Genomic DNA, 23,955 nt, shown 5'->3' with positions numbered 1-23,955 from the left:
TTCTACAAAAAAATCTCATCAACAAAAATCAATAATTTCAGTTTTTAAATAATGATCAAAAAATTACTCATATTTAGTTTTGTATTACTAATACTTTCTTGCCAAGGAGAACCTAAAAACATCAAATTATCTGGACCTGTTTTTGGTACAACTTATAATATTCAATATCATTCTGAGGATAATACCAATTATAAAAAGCGGTTTGACAGTCTTTTTAATGTGGTAAATGAATCCATGTCTACTTACATTCCAAATTCAATAATTTCTAAAATTAATAAAGGAGAAAATATTGAAATAGACGCGCATTTTAGACGTGTTTTTACTAATGCAAAGCAAATTTATAGAGCAACAGAAGGTGCATTTGATCCCACTATAGGAGCTGTTGTAAATGCTTGGGATTTTGGACCGGAAGGAAAAATTACCAATATAGATAGTACTGCAATTAATAGCTTAATGAGATCGGTTGGCTACAACAGAATGGGACTTAGAGATAATAAAGTTATTAAGAATAAGTCTTCTTTTATTGATTTTAATGCCATTGCAAAAGGTTACGGAGTAGATGTTATAGCAGAATTTTTAGAACAGAACAATATTAAAGATTATTTGGTTGAAGTAGGAGGGGAAATAAGAGCAAGAGGGATTAATGTTGAAAAAAAATCCCCTTGGAAAGTCGGTATCGATGATCCAAATTTTGAAGGCGAACAATCATATTCTAAAGTGCTTACTTTACAAGATGAAGCTATGGCAACGTCTGGTACGTATCGTAAATTTAAGATTGATGAAAACGGAAATCGGTATGCACATATTATTGATACCAAAACCGGTTATCCATCAAAAACAAACATTTTAAGCGTTTCTGTGATTGCAGAAGATTGTATGACGGCAGATGCTTATGCTACAGCGTTTCAGGCGATGGGAATTGAGCGTGTTTCAACGTTTTTAGAACGTCATGATGAGTTAAAAGCTTATTTTATTTATGAGAATGAAAATAACGAACTAAAAACACAATCTATAAATGATTTCCCTGTCAATTAATATATTGACTGTTTAAGTGGCATTCTCGCCCATTCACTAAGATTTTTGAAATTATGAATGTTCAATTTCGTAGTTTTGATAGAAACCGTGGATTCTTGATTTTTCGTTATTTCATCCTAACACTATTTTTTTTCGTCTTTCAAAAGAATGCTGCACAACAACCTGTGTCTATTCATTTAACAGAAAAAGATGGTTTACCTGATATAGAATTTTACGATATTCTAGAAGATGAAGATGGTTATATTTGGCTCGCTGCAGACAAAGGCTTGTATCGTTATGATGGTAAGCACTACAAATTATTTACCAATCCTTTAAAACGTGGTCGTTCTCTGTTTAGCCTTACTTTAGATGCAAAAGGGCGTCTTTGGTGTAATAACCTTTCTGGGCAATTTTTTTATGTCGAAGACAACGAACTAAAGCTCTTTAAAGATTTTGAAGATTTAAATACATTAGTTGATTTTCAGGTTTACGATAACCATCTTGTTATTGCTGCGAATAACAAGCTAACAACCATAAATTTAGATACAAAAAAGACAACGCATGTGTTAGATGGTGTTTATCAAGATCATTTTGCAGCATTAGATGGAAACAACGATGGATTTTATTTCAATAGAAATAACATTATTCATTTTACTAAAGATGTTACATTTAAAGAAACACAACCAATTCATTTTAATCCTTTTAAAGCAGGACAGCAGAGTGGTTTAAAAATGTTTTTCGATTATAAGAATCAAGTATTTTTCTTCAATGAATTAAAGTCTACCAAAAGAAATAATTTATTTTATGTAGCAGATAATGATTTAATAAAGGTTGAATTGCCCAATGCATTAGAGTCTGCAATAATTGTTAGTTCTTATCAAGTTGAGAATAAGTTATGGGTCTTAACTAATAAAGGGATTTACATTTCTACTATTGAGAATAACCGTTTAATTGTATTAGAACATTATTTTAAGAATAGTTATACTACTGATTTTATTATAGATCACAACAGCAATTTCTGGGTTACTACATTAAAACAAGGTGTGTTTGTTATGCCTAATTTGGCTTTAAAAAAAATAGATTTACCAGAGAATTTAGGAATAACTGCCATAGAAAAAACAGATCATGAAGAGTTGTATTTAGCAACGTCTAATTTTAAAATTTTTAATTATTTAAAAAAAGATCATAGCATAAAAAAACTCAATGTATCCTTTCGTAATAATGTATATGGTATTTGTTATAATTCGTTATCAGATGATTTATTGATGGTAGCCACAACAGAGTCCATTTTTTACAATTCAAAAGAAAGATTAAACAAGAAGAGTCAACTTATTGTAACGAAGTCTATAGAGGTTTACGATGATGATCAATATTTAGTAAGTCTTCCACACGCCTTGTGTCTCTACAGTAAAAAAAGAGATTCGCTGTCTTTGTTACGCCTAGCTAGAAGTTATGGTTCCGTTTTAAATACCAACAAAACAAAAGCCTATTGTAATTTTATTGATGGTTTTGGTGTCGTAGATTTAAAAACAAAAGCCTATAAACAAATTACTTATAACGATTCAACGGTATATGGTGCTAAAATAGCAATAACAAAAGACGATATTGTTTGGGTTGCCACATATAATAAAGGATTGTATGGATTTGTAAATGACACTTTGCAGTATAAATTAGATACTAATAATGGATTGGCTTCTAATGTTATTAATGTTATTACTTCAGATGAAAAATCAATTTGGATTGCTACAGATAAAGGCTTACAAAATTATAACTACGAAAAGCAAGAAGTTATAACCGTAAATAGAGAAGATGGTATAGAGTCCTACAATATTAACTCTATGGTTGTTTTAGAAGATGATGTTTTCTTTGGCTCTAATCTGGGATTATATAAGTTTAATAATAAGAGTATTAATAAAACAAGAAAAACACTTCAGCCGTATTTTACATCTGTAGCAATTTTAGAGAAGGATACTATTATTCAATCGAATTATGAGTTAGAGCAAACGGAGAGTGAAATTAGGTTTGGTTTTAATGTTAACGGATTTCAATCTAACGATTTTGTAAATTATGAATACAAATTAGAAGGTTACAGTAACAATTGGATTGCGGTAGAAGAGGGGCTAGATTTTGTAAAATTTAATACCTTGCCAGCCGGAAAATTCACATTTCATTTAAGAGCAAGAAACACATTTCAAAAAGAATATACGCGACCTATCAGTGTCGTTTTAAAAGTACGATTACCGTTTTACAAGACATGGTGGTTTTATATATTGCTTTTAATAATTTCAATAACTGTGGTGTGGTGGTATTTTTCTAGAAAAACAGCACGTTTAAATGCTGCTCAGCAACAAGCCTTAGAAAAAGCTAAAATCAATCAGCAATTGGTGTTTTCTCAGCTAGAGAATTTGCGTTCTCAAATGAATCCTCATTTTATATTTAATGCCTTAAACTCTATTCAAGATTACATTATTTTGAACGAAAAGAAATTGGCACGCGAGTATTTAGTGAAATTCTCACGTTTAATAAGAACGTATTTAGAGCACAGTCAATCCAATGAAGTATCGTTAAAAGAAGAAATAAAAGCACTCAGTTTATATTTAGATCTTGAAAAAGAACGGTTCGATGATGATTTTAATTTTAAAATAACAGTAGACAAAAGTCTTAATCTGGAGACGATATTTTTGCCCTCTTTATTTATACAGCCTTATGTAGAAAATGCATTGAAACACGGATTACTTCATAAAAAAAACAATAAGAGATTACAGTTAAATTTTATAAATGATGACGTTCAAAACTTATTAATCTGTGAAATTATTGACAATGGTATAGGTCGTGAAGCATCAGAGAAAATTAAGAGTCAGCGTTTAAAACAACATAAATCTTTTGCGACTTCTGCAAACCAAAAACGTATAGATTTATTGAATAGAAGTCAAGATAAAAAAGTGGTATTAGAGGTTGAAGATATTGTCAATGAAAAAAGGGAAGTACAAGGGACTAAGGTAATTATTACAATGACATTAACATATTAAAGGTAAAACTATGAAAGCGATTATTATAGACGATGAGAAACGCGCAAGACGAATTTTAAATGTGTTAATTGAAGAAGAATGTCCTGAGATTGACACTGTTTTTGAAGCCGAAAATTTAGTAGATGGAGTAGAAATAATTAAAGCCAAAAAACCTGACATTGTATTTTTAGATATTGAAATGCCTAACCATTCTGGCTTGCAAATTCTAGATTTTTTTAAAAAGGATCCTATTAATTTTCAAATTATATTTACAACTGCTTATGGACATTATGCTATAGAAGCCTTTAAATTATCTGCTGTAGATTATCTTTTAAAACCTATAGATACAAAGGAAATGAAACTAGCCATTTTAAAAGCATCTAATAATCTTGAAGAAAATTTTATAAAACAAAAATTACTAAATCTAGAACGTAATTTTGAGCAGTTGGCACTAAATAAAATCGCTTTAGAAGTGCCTAAAGGCATCAGGTTTGTATCACATGAAGATATCTTAATATTTGAAGCTGATGGTGCTTATACAAAAGTATACTTGCAAAATGGTAAAACAGAATTGATTTGTAAAACGTTAAAGCATTTTTCAGAACAGCTTAGTAATAAACCATTGTTTTATAAACCACACCGTTCATTTGTAATCAATTTAAAGTATATGACAGAGATTACAAAGAAAGACGGTTTACAAGTTATTATGAGTAACAATAAAAGTATACCTATTGCTCGTGAACGTAAAGATGAGTTTATGAAAATTATAAATCGAGTGTTTTAAACACCTAAATTTAGTTAAATCATAATTTTAAGTTCCGCTCATTCACAAAATCATACCATTCATAAAAAAGTTAAAAATAGTTTCCCTTTCCCTTGCCATTTTTGTTTCATAATTATAAAACCAAATTTATTATGAAAAAATTATTACTCATTTGCAGCTTATTAATTGTGAGCAGCATTCATGCAACTACTTTTACTTCTGGAGGTATTAATTATTACATAGGTGTTGACCTTGCTCCTAATACGGCTAGAGTATCTACACACGGTTATTTTTTCGGAGCTGCTACTATACCTGCTTCTGTAACTTACAATGGAGTTACTTATAATGTTACGTCTATTGGAGATAGTGCTTTTTACGGTTGCTATGGTTTAACTTCTATTAGTATTCCTAATTCGGTAACATATATTGGTTCGGCGGCTTTTAAAGGATGCTATGATTTAAGTTCAGTTAGTATACCTAATTCTGTTACGTCTATTGGGGAAAGTGCTTTCTACGGTAGTTATAATCTAACTTCTGTAAGTATTCCTAATTCTGTAACATCTATTGGAGATTCTGCATTTCAAAATTGCACTGGTTTAACGTCCGTTAATATTCCTAATTCCGTAACTAGCATTGGAGACCATGTCTTTTATTATTGCAATAGTTTAACTTCTGTAAATATCCCTAACTCTATAGTGTCTATTGGAGATTCTGCATTTTATGCGTGTAGTAGCATAGCTTCATTAAGTATTCCTAACTCGGTAACGTCTATTGATAGTCAGGCTTTTTACGAATGTACTAGTTTAACTGCTTTAGATATTCCTAATTCGGTAGTTACTATTGGAGCTGCTGCTTTTGCCAATTGTAGTGGATTAACGTCTTTAAATATTCCTAATTCAGTAACAAATATTGGGAATTCAGCATTTTCTTCTTGTGAGAGTTTAACTTCTGTAAATATCCCTGATTCGGTAACGTCTCTAGGTGAGTATGCGTTTAGCTCTTGCACCAGTTTAGGCTCTGTAAATATCCCTGACTCCGTAACATCTATTGCTGAAGGTACTTTCTACAATTGCACTAGTTTAACAGATATAAGCATACCTAACTCTGTAACTTCTATTGAAGCGTATGCTTTTGGAAATTGTACTGGATTAATTGCTGTATATGTAAATCTTGATACACCAATAACTATTGATGATACTGTTTTCTATAATTTATACTATTCTAACACTTTACTTACTGTCCCTACTGGTGCTACTACAGCTTATGAAGCAGCAGCATATTGGCAAAATTTCAATCCTATAGAGGAAAGTAATACCTTAGGTACAGGTATTCTTGAAAAAAGTTTAACAGTATCGATATATCCAAATCCTGTAAAAGATATTTTAACGATTCAATCAGATAAAGAAGTTCAATTCGTTGAACTATTTAATTTACAAGGACAAAAAGTAAAAACATTTAACAAGAAACATTTACCTATATCAGATTTGGCAAGTGGTGTATATCTCATTAAGATTTCAGATTTAGAAGGCCATCAACATATAAAACGATTTATAAAAGAGTAAAACTAATTATTATAGATTTTAAAGAAGGGAAGTCATTATGGCTTTCCTTTTTTTTGTTATTACTATTCATTATCTAAAATCTACCATTCACTAAAAAGTTAGAAATTACACTGCAGCACTTTTGCATTTTTGTTTCATAATTATAAAACCAAATTTATTATGAAAAAAATTACATTTTTTCACGAACACATAATTAATAAATGTCTCGTGAGTAAATCAAGATTACTTTTTTTATTACTGCTTATTAGCAGTTATGCATTTGCACAATTTCCCACAGATGCAACTAAGCAATATTCGTTTACAAACGGAGATATTATTAACGAAGCAGGTAGCAATTACGATTTAGTGCTTAATGATGGTTATGGAACACCAACTTTTGTGGCTGACCGTTTTGGGAATGCAAATTCGGCTACCGATTTAAATAATGGACATTTTAGTATGGGACCAATGCCAAATCGTAGTGGTTACGATGGTAACCAATTTGCTATTAGTTTTTGGTTTAATACAACCGATTTAGGAACGCTTTTCGATCAATACGATAATGGACAAGAAAAAGGTTGGATTATAGCTGTTTTTAATACCAAATTAGCATTTATAACGGCATATGACTGTTATTATGGGTATTCATGTAGTAATACTCTGGATTTTCAATATGCCAATCAAAATTATAGAGATGGAAATTGGCATCATGTTGTTGCCATGATGTACAAGGAAAATGATGGAATGGATCAACAATACATAAAAAGATTATATGTAGATAATGTTTTAGTTCAAGATGATGTTCAGGTTACATTACCTTTTAATGGGACACAGCAAATGGGTATGATAAGTAGTACAAGTACTATGGAAGCACTAACTGGATCGAGATCATCTAATGATCTCTACGATGGACTCATGGATGATATTTATTACTTTGAACGTGGAATTACTACCGCTGAAGTTAATGCATTATATAACGAAGGTTTAGTTATAGATATTCCAGATGTTAACTTAAAAGCAGCTTTACTAAGTGACTCTGCCATCAATGCTAATGGAGATAATGATATACAAATTTCTGAAGCTACAAACTATACAGGAGCCATTAACGTATCTAACTTAAATATTAGTAGCAGTAAAGGCTTAGAGGCCTTTGTAAATATAACGAGTTTAGATATTAGCAATAATAATTTAGAACATTTAGACTTGTCTAGCAATACTACACTAGCAAGCTTAGATGCTCAAAACAATACATTAATCACTTTAAACATTCAAAACGGTAATAATAGTAATATAAGCGATGCGGATTTTAATGTAGAAAATAACTATGCTTTGTATTGTATTGAGGTAGATGATGTAAGTTATAGTGAAACCAATTGGACTAACACAAATGCTTATACTATGTTTTCTTTAAATTGTGACTCAGCGATTGTAGACATACCAGATTCGGCTTTGAAGGCTAGTTTAATAAGTAATTCTTCATTAAATGGTAATGGAGATTCGGAAATACAAGTTATAGAAGCTAGAGATTATACAGGAAGTATTTATGTAAGCACAAGCTCAATTCAAGATATTACAGGCTTGCAAGCATTTCCTTACATAGTTGGATTGGATTTAAGTTATAATAATCTCGCAACTATAGATCTTAGAGCTAACAGATATATAAATAGTACCAGTGTTGCAGGAAACCCTTTAACATTATTGGATATTAGCGGTTTATATTTACTACAATCGGTTAATATGAGCTTTACAAGCTTAACTCATATAGATTTATTAACCAATACAAGTTTACAATATTTAGAAGCCCAATATGTACATAACTTAGGTAATTTAGATTTTTCTTCAAATTTGAATATAAATTATATTTACGTTAGTGGTAATTCTTTGTCAAATATTGATTTAAGAACAGGAACCAATGTGGCTAATAATTTGTATATAGAAACTATTGGGTCTCCTAATTTAACTTGTATTTTTGTTGATGATCCTTCATTTAGTCAAAATAATTCTTTTAAAAATTCAATTACTGAGTTTTATCAGTTAGATTCAGAGTGTGCAAATTTCACTTTAAATACTGAAGATGTAGAGTTTCAAACTAACATAATTTCAATTTATCCTAATCCAGCACACTCCATATTAAACATTGAGACGAAAGTAGAACTCACTACTATTTCTATTTATTCTTTATTAGGAAAAGAAGTTATTAAAACGAATACTAAAACTGTAGATGTTTCTAATCTTTCAGAAGGTATCTATCTAATTAAAATGCTAGATTTAGAAGGCCATCAGCAAATAAAACGATTTATAAAAGAGTAAACCTAATTAGTATAGGTCTTAAAAAGGGAAGTCATTATGGCTTTCCTTTTTTTTGTTATTACTATTCATTATCTAAAATCTACCATTCACTAAAAAGTTAGAAATTACCCTACAGTACTTTTGCATTTTTGTTTCATAATTATAAAACCAAATTTATTATGAAAACCATTTTATTATTTTTTGTTGCATTAATAACGACAAACTTATTTGCACAAAAAACTTTTTTTGAAAATTTAGAAGACCATGGAGACAATATTACCTATTTAGAATATGGGTCTATTGGTAAACTTAATGATGGCACCACTTATGCGCAAGGATCAGGAGAAGAAGTGAAAATAAAAATAAGAAGGCACCAGAATATTCCTTGTGGACTTGAAATTTTATCTGTTTCGGAAGATGGCGAACAATCTGTGAAATATTGGCAAGATATGACCAAACAAACCTATATCGATTTAATAAATTATCCGCTAACCTCTATTAATTTTCATAACGGGTATTACGAAGGTTATGTAGCTATAGGTAATTATGTGTTTTTTCTTAAAGATTTTAAAAGTAAAACAGAATTTGGAGAAATTAGACGTGTTTACGTTTTAAAAGGTACTACTCCAGATGGTGTTGAACCCGTAAAGAAAAAGAAGAAAAAGTTCGGGAAATTTCTTAACAAGGTAAAAAACGTTGCATTAAATACAACTTCTGAAGAAGATTACACAAAAGCACCAGAGTATAAAGCGCTAATGTCTCAAGACAATAAAAAAATGATCACAGATTATTTAGTGGCTATGAAAGCAAAAGAAGCGGCACATACAACAACTGCAAAAGAAGAAGCAGATTTAGAGCTAGTAAAAGCTGAAGGTAAAAAATATGCCGCATATATTAAGAGTAAAAACGATGCATATTGGCAGAGTCCTGAAGGTCAAAAAACACTTAGAGGTTGGAAATTAGCAGATGAACACAAAGCGAGTTGTCCTAAAACAGCAGAATCTTGTGGTAGTCCTTTTCATTAATTAATATATAAGATTTATGAAAATATTTAAAAATTTGGTTATAGTTGGCTTAATGTTATTGGTTTTTAACTGCAGTTCAGATGATGACCAATCGAAAGAAAACAATAACCCAAGTACTTTTGTATTAACAGAAGGAATGGCAACAAGTATCGGTATACCTTTTAATTGGACAACGTCCATAGATCCAGATAATGACACTGTTATTTATGCCGTTTACTTAAACAACAATTTATTAGTTGAGGATTTAAACGCTTTAACTTACGTTATTGAATATAACCTGTTTTTATCTGGAGAAAATACAATTTTAGTGATTGCCTCAGACGGTAACGGAGGTTTCACAGAGCAAGAGCTAGTTGTTAATTTGTTGTCCTAAAGTTACCACGAGAGTTTAAAAACAAAACTAGAGCTAATAGTAATCATGTGTTTTTTTATTAATTAGAATTCTAGCTAAGGCTGAGTCATTAAATGCTCAGCTTTATTTGTTTTAGGATTATGTTTGTTTTTTTTGACACTTAAAATGTTACTCAGCAACTCAAAACTGTATTTTAGAAATTTAAGTATTATTTAATTATAGTAAATTGTATTTTTATCATTCACATTTTGTTTGTTCAATTGTATAGAAATTATTTTCTGTTATGTTTTTTTCTGCTTTCTTTTCTGATGGAAGCACAGCAACCTGTGTCTATTCATCTTACTGAAAAAGATGGCTTACCAGATATTGAGTTTTATAATGTTTTAGAAGATAGTAAAGGGTTTATTTGGTTAGCTGCAGATACCGGTTTATATCGTTATGATGGCAAAACATATACCCAATATACTAACCCAGAAAAGCGAGGCTTATCTGTTTTCGAACTTTTTGAAGATGAAAATGGACGTATTTGGTGTACCAATATTTCAGGACAGTTTTTTTATGTTGAAAACAACAAACTCATCACCTTTATAGATTTAAAAGAAGAGCTAAAAGGGAAGTTAGCAAATTACACTATACGAGATAACAAACTTTTAATAACCGCAAGTCATTCGATATATATCATTGATTTACTTACCAAGAATATTCTTTTAAAAGAAGTTAGTGATGATGGAGGCATTAGATTGATGCCGCTCAAGGATTCATACATGATAATCAGTTTTTATACTGTGAAACTATTTAATAAAGACTTAAGGGAAACGAATCGATTTTTGTTAAATATCCACTTTCGTGATACTAAAGGTAAAACTACAGCACAAGGTCAAACTCAAGTTTTTAAACTAAATGAGATTTTATTTTTTTCTCAACAATTTAAGTATAAAAACATGTTTAGAAGTATCAACCTAAATACAGGCACTACGGATGCTACAATAGGATTAGAACTTCTGAAAAATAAAAGGATTATTAGGATAAAGACCATAAAGGACAATATGTGGGTGTTAACCCATACTGGAATTTATATTTATGAAAACGATAAAAATGAATTCACACTTAAAAACCAAATATTAGAAGATGAAATCGTTACTGACGTTATCATTGATAAAGATCAAAATTTTTGGGTGTCCACACTTAGTAATGGTGTTCATTTAATTCCGAATATAGAGGTTGTAAAACATAAATTGCCTGAAAACAGCGATGATATTAGGGCAATCGATAAGGTGAATGATTCGCTTGTGTTTTTTGGTTCTAAAAGTGGAGTCGTAGGGTTTTTAAACGTTGATGCTTCTACTTATAAAGCATCTGCTAATCTGGGTAATAAAGTCTCTGCAATACAGTATAATTCTAATATTGGATATAGTTATGTAAGTATCGATGATGGTGGTTATTTTGTAAATAACAAAACATTAGAAACCATAAAAAAACATGAATTTCTTGGTGTGAAAAGTTTTTCTCGCGTTAATGAAACAATGACACTTTTTGGAACCTATAGCAGATTGGCTTTTTTGAATAATAAAGCAGAGTTAGTTAAAACATTTTCTGATAACAAGCGGATCTATACAACCTACTACAGTGAAAATAGCAATACTATTTTTATTGGGTATGTAGATGATTTATTAGTTTTAGATAACGACTTTAAGTCCACTACAATACGCTATAAAGAGAAAGAGATTTTAGCCATTTCTATTACGGAAACTGCAGATGGCATCGTTTGGGTGGGAACGTTTAAAAATGGAATTTTTGCAATAAGAGATAATCAAGTTATTGCGCATTACACTACAGAAGAAGGCTTGTTGTCTGATCAGATTAAATATTTAAAGGCAGACGAAAATTCGATTTGGATAGCGACACCAAAAGGTTTGCAAGTATTTAATACGGATAGGAAGGATTTTAAAAATTTAAACAAGACAGATGGTATTTTGTCTTACAAAATTTCTGGAATCGAAGTCTTAAAGAATCGCGTGGTGTTGTCTTCAAATAAGGGGATTTTTTCTTTTGATAAAGAGAAGGTATTTAAAACGACGTCACAACCCGAAATTTATTTTAATGACATAAGAATTAATGAAGAATCGACTGATCTAGGAACGGATTATGATTTAGATTATAATCAGAATTCAATTCAATTTAGTTTTAATGTCAATGGTATTTTATACAATATAAATAAAACGTATCAATACCGTTTAGTTGGTTATAATAATAATTGGATTACTACAGATTTAGGTGTGAATACCGTAAAATACAGTAGTCTACCAGTGGGTAAATATGCGTTTCAGGTAAGGCCAACATCAATTATTGACGGGACTGACGCTAACCTTAAAAGTATTAAATTGAATATCAAATTGCCATATTGGAAAAAGTGGTGGTTTATTTTAGCCTACAGTTTATCTGTTGTAGGTCTCATTATTTTGTATTACAAAAGGAAATTAAAAAATAAAGAAATAGCGAAAGAAATAGAGATTAGACAACTCTCTTTAGATAATGAGTTAATCGCTTTAAAGCTAGAAAATTTACGCTCGCAGATGAATCCGCATTTTATATTCAATGCGCTTAATTCTATTCAAGAGTATATTATGCTCAATCAAAAAAAACTAGCTAGTGAATATCTAGGGAAGTTTGCCGATTTAATTAGAACCTACCTCAGCCATAGTACCAAAGGAAAAATCACCTTACAAGAAGAAATAGATTGTTTAGAAATGTATTTAGAATTAGAGAAATTACGTTTCGAAGATAAGCTGCATTATGCCATTACAACTTCTGGTAATTTAAAACCAGATGAGGTTAATATACCAACAATGCTTGTTCAACCTTATGTAGAAAATGCTTTAAAACACGGATTGTTACATCGTAAAACGAATCGTGATTTAAGAATCAATTTCTTTGTAAATGAAGTATCAAAAACAGTGCAATGTATTATTGTAGATAATGGTGTTGGTAGAGCGCAAGCCGAAAAGTTTAAGGCTAGAAGTCGTAAAAACCATCCGTCTTTTGCTACTAAAGCCACACAAGATCGATTAGCATTATTAAACTACGGCAAAGAAAAACAAGTTGGTGTGGTTATTACTGATCTGTTTGATAAAGATATGCCTATAGGCACGCAAGTTGATATTACCATTCCGTATACCACAGATTAATCTCTAAAACAGATCCTGATAAAATAAGACAAGGAAGTCGTAATTATAGGTGAAGAACCTAAAGTGTTTTGAGGAATTTTGGTTGCCTTTTTCATATTTTACAGACCAAATCGTTCGTATAAATTAATTTTAAGTGTATCGAAGAATACTCGAAAAGAGATAATGGCTACCTATGAATCATTACCATATTCGCTTTAGAAACTCAAAACCGTTTTTCAGAAGAAAAGCAAATGACCCTTTGTTATTAATTTTATTTTTGTTTCCTCTTGAAGAAGGCCTTCTTTTCAGTATAAAATTTAATTATACCTTTCTCAGTATTAAATAATGAAAAAAGCAATCTTATTTTTCGTAATTATTTTTATTGGTCAACTTTGTTTTGCTCAAAAAGAAGAAGCAAATGACAGTATTGTAATTAAGAAAGTAGACAGTATATTAGTTATTGTTAGAGGTCTAATGAATACTGATTTAGAGGCTGCCGAAACGATGGCTAATTATACTTTGAATTATTCTAAAAAGCATGATTATTTAAGAGGTATAGGTAAATCTTACGGTACCCTTGCAGGAGTGTATAATTACCAAGGGGAAACGGAAAAATCAATTACCTATCTCATAAAATCAGCGCAAATTTATGAGTCTATTGATGATCAAAAACTTGCTGCTGTAACAAACGTTAACATTAGTTATTCGCTATACGAACAATCTCAATATAAGGAAGCTAAACAATATGCGTTAAAGGCACATAATTATGCACAAAAATCTAACGATGTAGAATATTTAATATTAACACATACCTTATTTGGAATAATTGGTGTTAAAACTAAAAATAGTTATGAATATGTAACAAAGAACCTAAAGCAAGCTAAAGAATTTTCACTCATACAAAAAGACACAATTTGGCTAGCAAGTGTTTTAAATTTGCAAGGAGAAGCAGATATAGAATATGATAAAAGCTATGTTGATGCTATAATTCTTTTAAACAAAGCGGCAAAAATAATTAGAAAAAAAGAGCCTAACAATCATTTTCATTTGGGCTTCAGTTATTTGAATTTAGGGAAGGCTTACTATAAAATGAAAAATTATAGAGAAGCACTGCAGTATAACGATACGTCATTAACGCATTATAATGCACTAAATTATGCAAAAGGACTTCGATTAACCTATGAAAATAGAAAGGATATACTCGCAAGCTTAGGCAAATACAAAGAAAGTAATGAAGCTTTTGAGTTATTTATTCAAAATAAAGATTCTGTATTTAAAAAAGAACAAGCCTTTCAACTTAATAGAATAAGAACAGAATACGAAACAGAACAAATTACGACTCAAAAAGAAAGAGCCGAAGCTAAACTAAAACTAACTGAAACCATTAATCAAAAAAATAAAATCTATTTTATTAGTACAGCTGTAATTGCTGGCTTGATACTACTCGTGTCCATCTTTTATTTTAGTCGATTAAAAGCGAAGAAGAAAGCAGAATTAGTAACTATAGAACTTAAAGAAACACAGAAGCGATTAGCCATTGAAAAGCAATACAGAGATTCTGAACTAAAGGCTTTGAAAGCACAAATGAATCCACATTTTATATTTAATGCGCTTAATTCTATTCAGGATTATATTGTGTTAAATCAAAAAAATCTGGCGAGTGATTATTTAGGGAAGTTCGCCGATTTAATCCGGAATTACCTTCATTTTAGTGATACAGGATTCATTTCAATTCAGGATGAAGTTCATAATTTAAAGCTCTACTTAGAGCTTGAGAAATTACGTTTTGAAGAACAATTAGAATATACCATTCAAGTTGATGAGACTGCGAATTTCGATGAGATTAATATCCCAACAATGTTAGTTCAGCCTTATGTTGAAAATGCATTAAAGCATGGTTTATTGCATAAAAAAGATAATAGAAAACTTCATATATCTATTTCTAAAACTTCAGATAAAATTATAGAATGTATCATTGAAGATAACGGCATTGGTAGAGAGAAATCGAAAAAAATAAACACGAAAAGAGAAGGGCAACACAAATCCTTTGCCTTAAAAGCGACTACGGAACGATTAGATTTATTAAATTATGGCCGTGATAAAAAAATCGGTGTGGAGTTTATCGATTTAAAAGACAATGAAAAAGCTGTTGGGACAAAAGTGATTTTAGTAATCCCTATTATTAAAAAGTAAAAATGAAAGCATTAATTATAGACGACGAAAAAAAAGCAAGACATGTTTTACATATTTTAGTAGAAGAAAATTGCCCTAAGATTACTCAAATTTTTGAAGCTGATGACTTAATTTCAGGTGTAGAACTTATAAAAAAAGAATCACCAAGTATAGTGTTTTTAGATATTGAAATGCCTGAGCATTCTGGTTTAGAAATTTTAAATTTTATTGAAAAAGAAGTTTATAATTTCGAAATCATTTTCACTACGGCGTATAGCGAATATGCTATACAAGCTTTTCAATTGTCTGCTATAGATTATTTGTTAAAGCCTGTAAGACCTAGTCAGGTTAAGGAGGCAGTAGATAAAGCGATTGCGTTTTTAGGCAATACCCAAATCAACAAACGACTAGCGGAATTAAAAACAAGTTTGCAAGATTCTAACTTTAAAAAAATAGGATTGCCAAATGCAGATGGCATTAAGTTTGTGAATTTTACTGATATTATTATGTTAGAAGCAGACGGCATGTATACAAATGTTTCAACAACTATAGATGGAAGTATCTTAGTAAGTAAACCTTTAAAATTCTTTGTAGATATCCTTAATGACATAAAAACGTTTTATCGTCCGCATCGCTCACATCTTATTAATCTATCTTATATCAAAGAATATATTAAAAAAGATGGAGGTTATATCGTGATGGAAAATGATAAAACCGTATCTATTTCTAATGATAAAAAGGAAGAGTTTTTAACTATAGTTCAAAATATAGGATAGCTTCATTTAGAGTTCAAAATAGAATAATAGTGATTATGGTTTTAAAGCCGAAGAGAATGCGCTTGCATTTGCCATTAATTGGATTAGAATAAAAGAATAAAAAGTTAAATCAAAAATAGAAGATAAAAGCAAAGTTGTAATTATTCGTTGCTTTATAGGGTGAAAAAATCTTCTAATAATCTCGTAAGTGTAGGGGCTTACGGGATTTTTTTTTGTTTAGAAGTTGAAAGTGGTGTTTCAGAAGTTTATACCATTTTATATAGGCTTCATCGTAGATCTTTGTTTTCATAAATCTTAAAAATATAACCTATTATGAAAACAAAATTACTTTTAATCTGTTGTTTAATTGCTACAAGCTACTATAGCTTTGGCCAAAATGTAAATATCCCAGATGCAAATTTTAAGGCGGCATTAGTTGCTAATAGTAATATAAATACTAATGGAGATAGTGAAATACAAGTAAGTGAAGCAAACGCTTATACAGGCGGAATTGCTGTTGGAAATCAAAGTATCCAAAGTCTTGTAGGTATTGAAGAATTTACAGAAATAGTTGTTTTACAGGCTTTTGGTAACTCATTAACTAGTGTAGATGTATCTCAAAACACAAAACTTACGCAGCTTTTATTAGAAAACAACAATAACTTAGCCGGACAACTAGACCTTGGAGCATTAACAATGCTTACAGATGTTAAAACAACCAGTACCCAATTAGAGTCTATTAATATGGCTAATGGTAATAATGCTAATGTAACGCGTTTTGAAGGTAGCTTAAATTTTTCGTTAACTTGTGTACAGTTAGATCCTGGTTTTTCACCTGATTTTCACTGGCAAACAAGCAACGGTTCTGTATTTGGCTATAACTGCTTTGGTACTTGTTTTGTAACGATTCCAGATGCCAATTTTAAAAATTATCTTCTAAATAATACCGCTATAAATACAAATGGAGATACTGAAATTCAATGTGATGAAGCAGCGGTGTATTCAGGTGCTATTTTAGTATCAAACTTATCTATTCAAGATTTAACAGGAATTGATCGATTTTTTAATCTTACAGAATTGGACTGTTCTAATAACCAATTAACTAATATAGACTTAACGTCTAATGATGATTTATTGGTCTTAGATTGTTCTAATAACCAACTTGGAAGTTTAAATCTTTTATTAAACACACAATTGGTAGATTTGTATTGTAACGCAAATATGCTCACAAGTCTTGATGTTAGTAATAACATAAATTTAGTACAGTTAGATGTAAACACAAATCAACTTTCAGCTTTAGATGTGAGTGCACTTACGGGTTTAAATAGTTTGATATGTGGCTCAAATCAAATAACAAACTTAGACGTTTCAACAAATTCTGTTTTAACAGAAATAGCTTGTAATGATAATGATCTTTTTGAGTTGAATGTAGCCAACGGAAACAATACAAATTTCTCAACGACTGTTTTTAACGCGACGTCTAATTCTAATCTCGATTGTATAAAAGTTGATGATGCAGCTTACAGTGATTCAAATTGGACAAACATAGATTCGCAAACTAGTTTTGACGAGACTTGCTCGTGTAATATAACCATTCCAGATGCTGCTTTTAAAGCATATTTAATAGGTAATAGTAATATTAATACTAATGGTGATTCTGAAATACAATGTAGTGAAGCTAGTTTGTACTCAGGCGGAATTAGTATTGGAGGTCAGAGTATTCAGGACCTTACAGGAATAGAAGCATTTACGGAAATTGTAGCTTTACAGGCTTTTAGTAATGCACTTACAAGTGTTGATCTTTCTAATAATACTAAATTAACACAGCTTTTACTTGAAAACAATGCAGGACTTACTGGGCAATTAGACCTTAGTACTATGACACAATTAACCGATTTTAAAGGAAATAGTACACAATTAAGTGAGATTAATGTGGCAAACGGAAACAACTCTAGTTTTAGTCGTTTTCAGTGTGTAAATAATTCAGTATTAACATGTGTGCAAATAGATTCAGGTTTTACGCCCAGTGTAACTAACGGGTGGCAAATAGCGAGTTCTTCAGCTTATAGTACAAATTGCTTTACGTTAAGTGTACAGTCATTTGAAGTCGATAAAATAGTCCTATATCCAAATCCATCTATTTCAGGGTTAAATATTGAAATGACTCAAGATCTAAAGCAAGCAACGATCTATTCTATTTTGGGAGCAGAGGTTTTAAAAACAAATTCAAAAACCATAAATACATCAAACTTAAAAAGTGGCATGTACATTATCAATATTGAAGATAAAACTGGAAACGTTTCAATTAAACGCTTTATCAAGCAATAACACATGGTTTTGTTTTTTAGAAATCTCGTAAGTGTAATGCTTACGAGATTTTTTTTGTTTAGAAGTTCAAAGTGGTGTTTCAGAAATTAACAGCCTTTTTTTGAAGCTTCATTCTTCATATTTGTGTTCTAAATCTTAAAAGAGAACCTATTATGAAAACAAAATTACTTTTATTACTAGCTGTGTGTAGCTTTTTAAATATCCAAGCTCAACTATGTACCACAAGCTTTAGTCAAGGAACTAGTAGTCTTAGTCCTAATTATAGTTGTGGTCAGGGATATATAGCACAATGTGATGGGACTTTAGAATATGTTCAATTCTTAGCCGCATCTGCAGGTACAATTCCGGCTGGAACCTTAAAGATATTTTCTGGCAATCAGGTAAGCGGTTCACCAATATACACGCAATCACATCCTGCAATTACGGTAAGTCAAGCTAACGATCCTATTAGAGTAGATATTACAGGTGTTGTAAATATGGTTAATAATGTCCAATATACTTTTGAAATTACCATAAACAACGTTGATATTTTATTTGATTTTGCTGGAGGTTATTCAGGTGGTACTTTTTTTCAAAGTGATAACGGGATAATAATTGAACAGCCTAATTTCGATTTAAATTTTGATGTGTCTATTCTAGAACCTTGTACAGTAAATATTCTAGACACGAACTTTAAATCTTATTTAGTAAGTAATATAGCAATAAACACTGATAGTGATACAGAAATTAGTTGTGCAGAAGCAACAGCTTTTACAGGAGCAATTAATGTTTCTAACCAATCTATCTCAAATTTGGTTGGATTAGAAGCTTTTACGAATATTACACAATTAAATTGTAGTTATAATTCATTAACATCTTTAGACCTTGCTAATAATATAGTTTTAGAGTTATTAAATTGTCAGAATAATTCATTAGAAATTTTAAATGTGGCAAATGGAAATAATACAGCTATCACATCCTTTACAGCAAGAAACAACCCAGATTTAACCTGTATTCAAGTAGATGATGTAGCATATATTAATAGTGTTAACTTTTTTTATATAGACAATGGTGTTGCTAGTTTTAGTACAAATTGTAATTTTTGTTATGTAACCATACCAGATGCTAATTTAAAAGCTGCTTTACTAGCAAATACAGCAATAAATACAAATATAGATTCTGAAATTAGTTATACTGAAGCATTAGCTTTTACAGGTATTTTAGATGTTCAAAATCAATCTATATCAGATTTAACAGGTATAGAAGCTTTTACAAATATTACAGGATTATTTTGTAATAATAATGCATTAACTAGCTTAGATATCACTAGTAACACCTCTTTAATTGCTTTAAGATGTCTTAATAATTCCTTAACGAGTTTAAATGTCGCTAATGGAAACAATGCTAATATTGTTCAATTCAATACGCTTAATAACCCAAATTTAACTTGTATTCAAGTCGATGCTGGTTTTACACCTCCACCAACAGCTTGGCAAAAGGACGGAGTAGCAAATTATAGTGATAACTGTTATGTAGCTCCTTGCATCGTAAATATACCAGATGCTAACTTTAAAACAATACTTGTAGCAGATACAGCAATAAACACAAACGGTAATGCAGAGATTGAGTGTAGTGAAGCAAGTAATTTTACAGGGTCTATAAATTGTGCTAATAGTTCTATCTCAGATTTAACAGGTATAGAAACATTTACAGCTTTAAAATGGCTTTACTGTTTTAATAATACAATAAGTAGTATAGATGTTTCTCAAAATGTAGCTCTAATAACACTAAGCTGCGGAGATAATACTTTAAGTAGTTTAGATGTATCACAAAATCCGGACTTATTAATTCTTGGTTGCGCAAATAATGTATTAACGAGTTTAAATGTAGCCAATGGAAATAATGCTAACACTATTGATGCTTATTTTGAGGCAACAGGAAACTCAAATTTAATTTGTATACAAGTAGATGACGCAACATACAGTACAAACAACTGGACAAACATTGACACACAAACAAGTTTTAGCACTAACTGCTCACTAAGCGTAAATGATTTTAATCTAAACTCAATCTCATTACACCCAAACCCAACAAGTTCAATGTTAAATATTGAAATGACTCAAAACATAAAACAAGCAACTGTCTATTCTATGTTAGGTAAAGAAGTGCTAAAAACTCAAAATAAACAGATTGATGTTTCTCGTTTATCAAACGGAGTATTTTTGATTAAAATAGAAGATGAAAACGGAAACGTTTCAACCAAACGTTTTGTTAAGCAATAACGATTAATCGTAGTTATTTTAAATCTCGTAACTCTTACACTTACGAGATTTTTTTTGCTTTAGAAGTTGAGATTGTTGTTTCAGAAGTTAAGTTGGATTTTTAGTAGGCTGGTTTAAGATATTTGATTTTATAAACTTTAAAATTCTTAACCTATGAAAACAAAATTACTTTTATTATTGATGTTAATTTCAACATTAAGTTATGCGCAAACAAGAATTGCATCAGGTAGCGGAGACGCAAGAGGTGTCACAGTAGTAGATGATTATGTCTATACCACGAGTAATGCTAATCTTTTAAGAGCTAATAAAAATCAAGTTGGGACAAATAATTTCGAAACTGTGTCTACAGGGTTCACTAGTAATGGTATAAGTTATAATGGCTATAATCTTTGGAGTCTAAACCAGAATATTTATGTGCCAGGTTATGGTATTAGATCGGCTTATGTTGGAGGTACAATACCAACAAGCTCTTATGAAGCATTAAATACCTCAGGAACTGTGTCTACAGTTTACATTTATAATAATGAATTATATTTTACATCTACAAATCCTAATAATAATTCGCTAAACGAATTACGTAAAGCTACAGGTGTTAACTCGAGTGTATTTGTTGCTTCATTGCCAGTAAGTCATCAATATATAGCAGATGTTACTAATGAAGGGGCAATTATGTATTTTACATATACTGGTACAGGCAGCAGTAATGGAGCTATCTATAAAATAGACTTAGCAGCAGCGACACCAATGGCTCAATTGGTGAAAAGTGGCTTGCCAAAACCATGGGGAATTCATTTTGTAAATGATTATCTGTATTTTGTTAGCAGTGCAAGTACAGGATATATTCGTAAAATTCATAAATCGGGTACAGGAGTAGTTTCGTACATAGGTCAATCGATCAATAATCCAAGAGGTATAGATATTGATGGTGAAGATATTTATATCGCTGTGGTTGGAACACTACCAGGTATTTATAAATATACAGACACTAATTTAGCACCTTGTACTGTAAATATCTCAGATGCCAACTTTAAATCTTATTTAGTTGGAAACACCGCTATAAACACCAATGGTGATGCAGAAATACAATGTAGTGAGGCAAGTGCTTTTACGGGAGCCATAAATGTTGGCAACCTATCTATTTCAGATTTAACAGGAATTGAGGCGTTTACGAACTTAACTCAATTATACTGTTATAATAATAATTTAACAAGTTTGGATGTATCACAAAATACGGCTTTGATAAATTTAGAATGTTATACTAATCAATTAAGCAGTTTAAATGTATCACAAAATATGGCTTTAACAAGACTTTCGATTAGTAGTAATATGTTTACAAGTTTAGATGTTTCTGCAAACACTGACTTAGAATATTTAGATTGTGAAGCCAATCAACTAAGTGCTTTGGATGTTTCTACGAATACAGCTTTAACACAGTTATATTGTAGTTATAATCAACTCACCAGTTTAGACGTTTTAGCAAATACGGACTTAGGAGTGTTGCAGTGTAGTAATAATCAACTAAGTAATATAAATGTTTCAGCAAATACAGCTTTACAAGGACTAGGCTGTAGTTATAATCAGCTCATAAGTTTAGATGTTTCAGCAAATACGGCTTTACAAGGACTAGATTGTAGTAATAATCAACTAAGTAGTCTAGATATAGCTAATGGATACAATCCGAATTTAGTTCAATTTAATGCACTTAACAACCTAGATTTAACCTGTATTCAAAGAGATGCAGGCTTCACGCCAACATCAGGATGGCAGAAAGATGCAACAGCAAGTTATAGTGACGACTGCGCAGCATTAAGCATAGATGATTTTCATCTAAATTCAATCTCATTACACCCAAACCCAACAAGTTCAATTTTAAATATAGAAATGACTCAAAACATCAAGCAAGCAACTGTCTATTCTATGTTAGGGAAAGAGGTACTAAAAACTCGAAATAATCAAATTGATGTTTCTGGTTTATCAAACGGAGTATTTTTGATTAAAATAGAAGACGAAAACGGAAACGTTTCAACCAAACGCTTCGTCAAGCAATAACACATAGTTTTGTGTTTTTATAAATCTCGTAAGTGCTATGCTTACGAGATTTTTTTTGTTTAGAAGTTGAAATTAGCATTTCAGAAACTCAAGCCATTTTACAATGAGTCCATATTCGATATTTGACACTATATAAACTTAAAATTTAACCTTTTATGAAAAAAATAATAATAACGGTTGCTTTAATTTTTACAGCAACCATAGCGCAAGCTCAAAAAACCTTTTACGAAGCGCTTGAAGCTAATGGTGAGACAGCAACCTACGAAGGGTTTTCTGGTATATCTATAAATGACGATGGCACTGTAGCTATTGTAAGTGGTAAACCTGCAGTAACTATTACCGTAATAAAATTAGCAACCGGACAGCCTGTGGGCTTTGAGGCTAAACCAGTTTCTGAAACTTATGGTGGTTTTGGAGCGTCTGAACTAGGCGATTATGATAGAGTAGATAGTTACCCAAATGTAATGACCATAAAAAACACTTACAAAAGAGGGTTAGATGGTTACATGGTCATTGACGATTTGTTATTTAAGATTAGTTACATACCAAGTGAAGGTGTTCCAGAAGTGAAGAATGTTACTGCGGTATATGTTATGGTAAAAGATCGTAGCGAAACAAAAGAAGACACAGGAAAGAAGAAAAAGAAGAAAGGTGGTTTTTTAGGCCGTATGAAAGCTAAGTTAGAAGCTACAGGACAATCACCAACCTATAAATATATACAAACGGTAAATATTGAAAAGATATTCAACGATTACGTCACGGCGATGAAAGCCAAGCAAGCGAGTCCAATAACTGCACAAGACAAAACAGATATTGCAAAAATTAAGCGTGCAAGAGAAGCAGGTGACGAAGAAATAAAACGCTACAACGATTCTATAAAAGCAACGCCAGAGTATAAAGACTTGCAAAGAAGAATAAAACAAAATGAGGCAAACTATCAGGCATCAGAGTTAAAAAACACGGTAACACTTCGTAATAACTCGAATCATGAAATTTATGTAGGTAGAGCTGGAAGTAGTAATCCAGGAACAAGAATTAGTGCTGGTGGAACAGCCAGATGGAGCTGTGATCAAGATGCTTATTTACAAAAAATAACGAAGTCTGGTGGAAGTAATGCTTATTATTCTACTAATGTACAAGTGTACCGCAAAAATTCGGGTTGTGGTAATACGGTTAACGTAAACTAATAATAGTAAAATTAATTCTAAAATTTCGAAAAGTTGGACTAATTAAT

The 23,955-nt window shown here is 30.9% G+C and carries 14 protein-coding genes; all 14 read left to right on the top strand.

The genetic code is table 11. The features are described 5' to 3' along the window. The first annotated feature begins 51 nt into the window (after positions 1-51). The 14 genes from HM981_RS01935 (at position 52) to HM981_RS01870 (ending at position 23,908) form a co-directional block, all read left to right on the top strand. Entirely contained in the window at positions 52-1,035 is a 984-nt protein-coding gene (locus tag HM981_RS01935; protein ID WP_179336901.1) for an FAD:protein FMN transferase, read from the top strand. Positions 1,036-1,088: 53 nt separating this feature from the next. Then, complete coding sequence (locus HM981_RS01930; RefSeq protein ID WP_179336900.1) at positions 1,089-4,043, top strand: sensor histidine kinase; 2,955 nt, start codon at positions 1,089-1,091, stop codon at positions 4,041-4,043. 10 nt (positions 4,044-4,053) lie between these two features. After that, entirely contained in the window at positions 4,054-4,806 is a 753-nt protein-coding gene (locus HM981_RS01925) for a LytR/AlgR family response regulator transcription factor (protein ID WP_179336899.1), read from the top strand. A gap of 131 nt (positions 4,807-4,937) precedes the next feature. Further along, positions 4,938-6,347, top strand: coding sequence for a leucine-rich repeat domain-containing protein (locus HM981_RS01920; RefSeq protein WP_179336898.1), 1,410 nt, complete (start codon positions 4,938-4,940; stop codon positions 6,345-6,347). Between the two features lie 159 nt (positions 6,348-6,506). Then, positions 6,507-8,636 carry a T9SS type A sorting domain-containing protein gene (locus HM981_RS01915; protein ID WP_179336897.1) on the top strand — a complete coding sequence of 710 codons (2,130 nt, stop codon included), beginning with the start codon at positions 6,507-6,509 and terminating at the stop codon, positions 8,634-8,636. Between the two features lie 158 nt (positions 8,637-8,794). Further along, positions 8,795-9,640, top strand: a complete 846-nt coding sequence (locus HM981_RS01910; RefSeq protein ID WP_179336896.1) for a hypothetical protein — start codon at positions 8,795-8,797, stop codon at positions 9,638-9,640. Between the two features lie 16 nt (positions 9,641-9,656). Beyond that, complete coding sequence (locus HM981_RS01905; RefSeq protein ID WP_179336895.1) at positions 9,657-10,013, top strand: hypothetical protein; 357 nt, start codon at positions 9,657-9,659, stop codon at positions 10,011-10,013. A 287-nt stretch (positions 10,014-10,300) separates the two neighbouring features. Next, positions 10,301-13,177 (top strand): sensor histidine kinase, encoded by a 2,877-nt coding sequence (locus HM981_RS01900; RefSeq protein ID WP_179336894.1) that lies wholly within the window; start codon positions 10,301-10,303, stop codon positions 13,175-13,177. A 324-nt stretch (positions 13,178-13,501) separates the two neighbouring features. Further along, positions 13,502-15,349 carry a histidine kinase gene (locus tag HM981_RS01895; protein ID WP_179336893.1) on the top strand — a complete coding sequence of 616 codons (1,848 nt, stop codon included), beginning with the start codon at positions 13,502-13,504 and terminating at the stop codon, positions 15,347-15,349. Positions 15,350-15,351: 2 nt separating this feature from the next. Further along, positions 15,352-16,104 (top strand): LytR/AlgR family response regulator transcription factor, encoded by a 753-nt coding sequence (locus HM981_RS01890; protein WP_179336892.1) that lies wholly within the window; start codon positions 15,352-15,354, stop codon positions 16,102-16,104. Between the two features lie 312 nt (positions 16,105-16,416). Further along, on the top strand, positions 16,417-18,411 hold the full coding sequence (locus HM981_RS01885; protein ID WP_179336891.1) for a T9SS type A sorting domain-containing protein: 1,995 nt from the start codon (positions 16,417-16,419) through the stop codon (positions 18,409-18,411). 152 nt (positions 18,412-18,563) lie between these two features. Continuing rightward, the gene (locus HM981_RS01880; RefSeq protein ID WP_179336890.1) at positions 18,564-20,672 is read left to right on the top strand and encodes a T9SS type A sorting domain-containing protein; all 2,109 of its coding nucleotides are present in this window, start codon (positions 18,564-18,566) and stop codon (positions 20,670-20,672) included. A gap of 153 nt (positions 20,673-20,825) precedes the next feature. Beyond that, entirely contained in the window at positions 20,826-22,721 is a 1,896-nt protein-coding gene (locus tag HM981_RS01875; RefSeq protein ID WP_179336889.1) for a leucine-rich repeat domain-containing protein, read from the top strand. 155 nt (positions 22,722-22,876) lie between these two features. Further along, positions 22,877-23,908 (top strand): hypothetical protein, encoded by a 1,032-nt coding sequence (locus HM981_RS01870; RefSeq protein ID WP_179336888.1) that lies wholly within the window; start codon positions 22,877-22,879, stop codon positions 23,906-23,908. Positions 23,909-23,955: the final 47 nt, after the last annotated feature.

The sequence above is a fragment of the Winogradskyella ludwigii genome (assembly GCF_013403985.1).
Classification (GTDB): Bacteria; Bacteroidota; Bacteroidia; order Flavobacteriales; family Flavobacteriaceae; genus Winogradskyella; species Winogradskyella ludwigii.
This window is presented reverse-complemented; position numbering and strand designations above follow the sequence as displayed.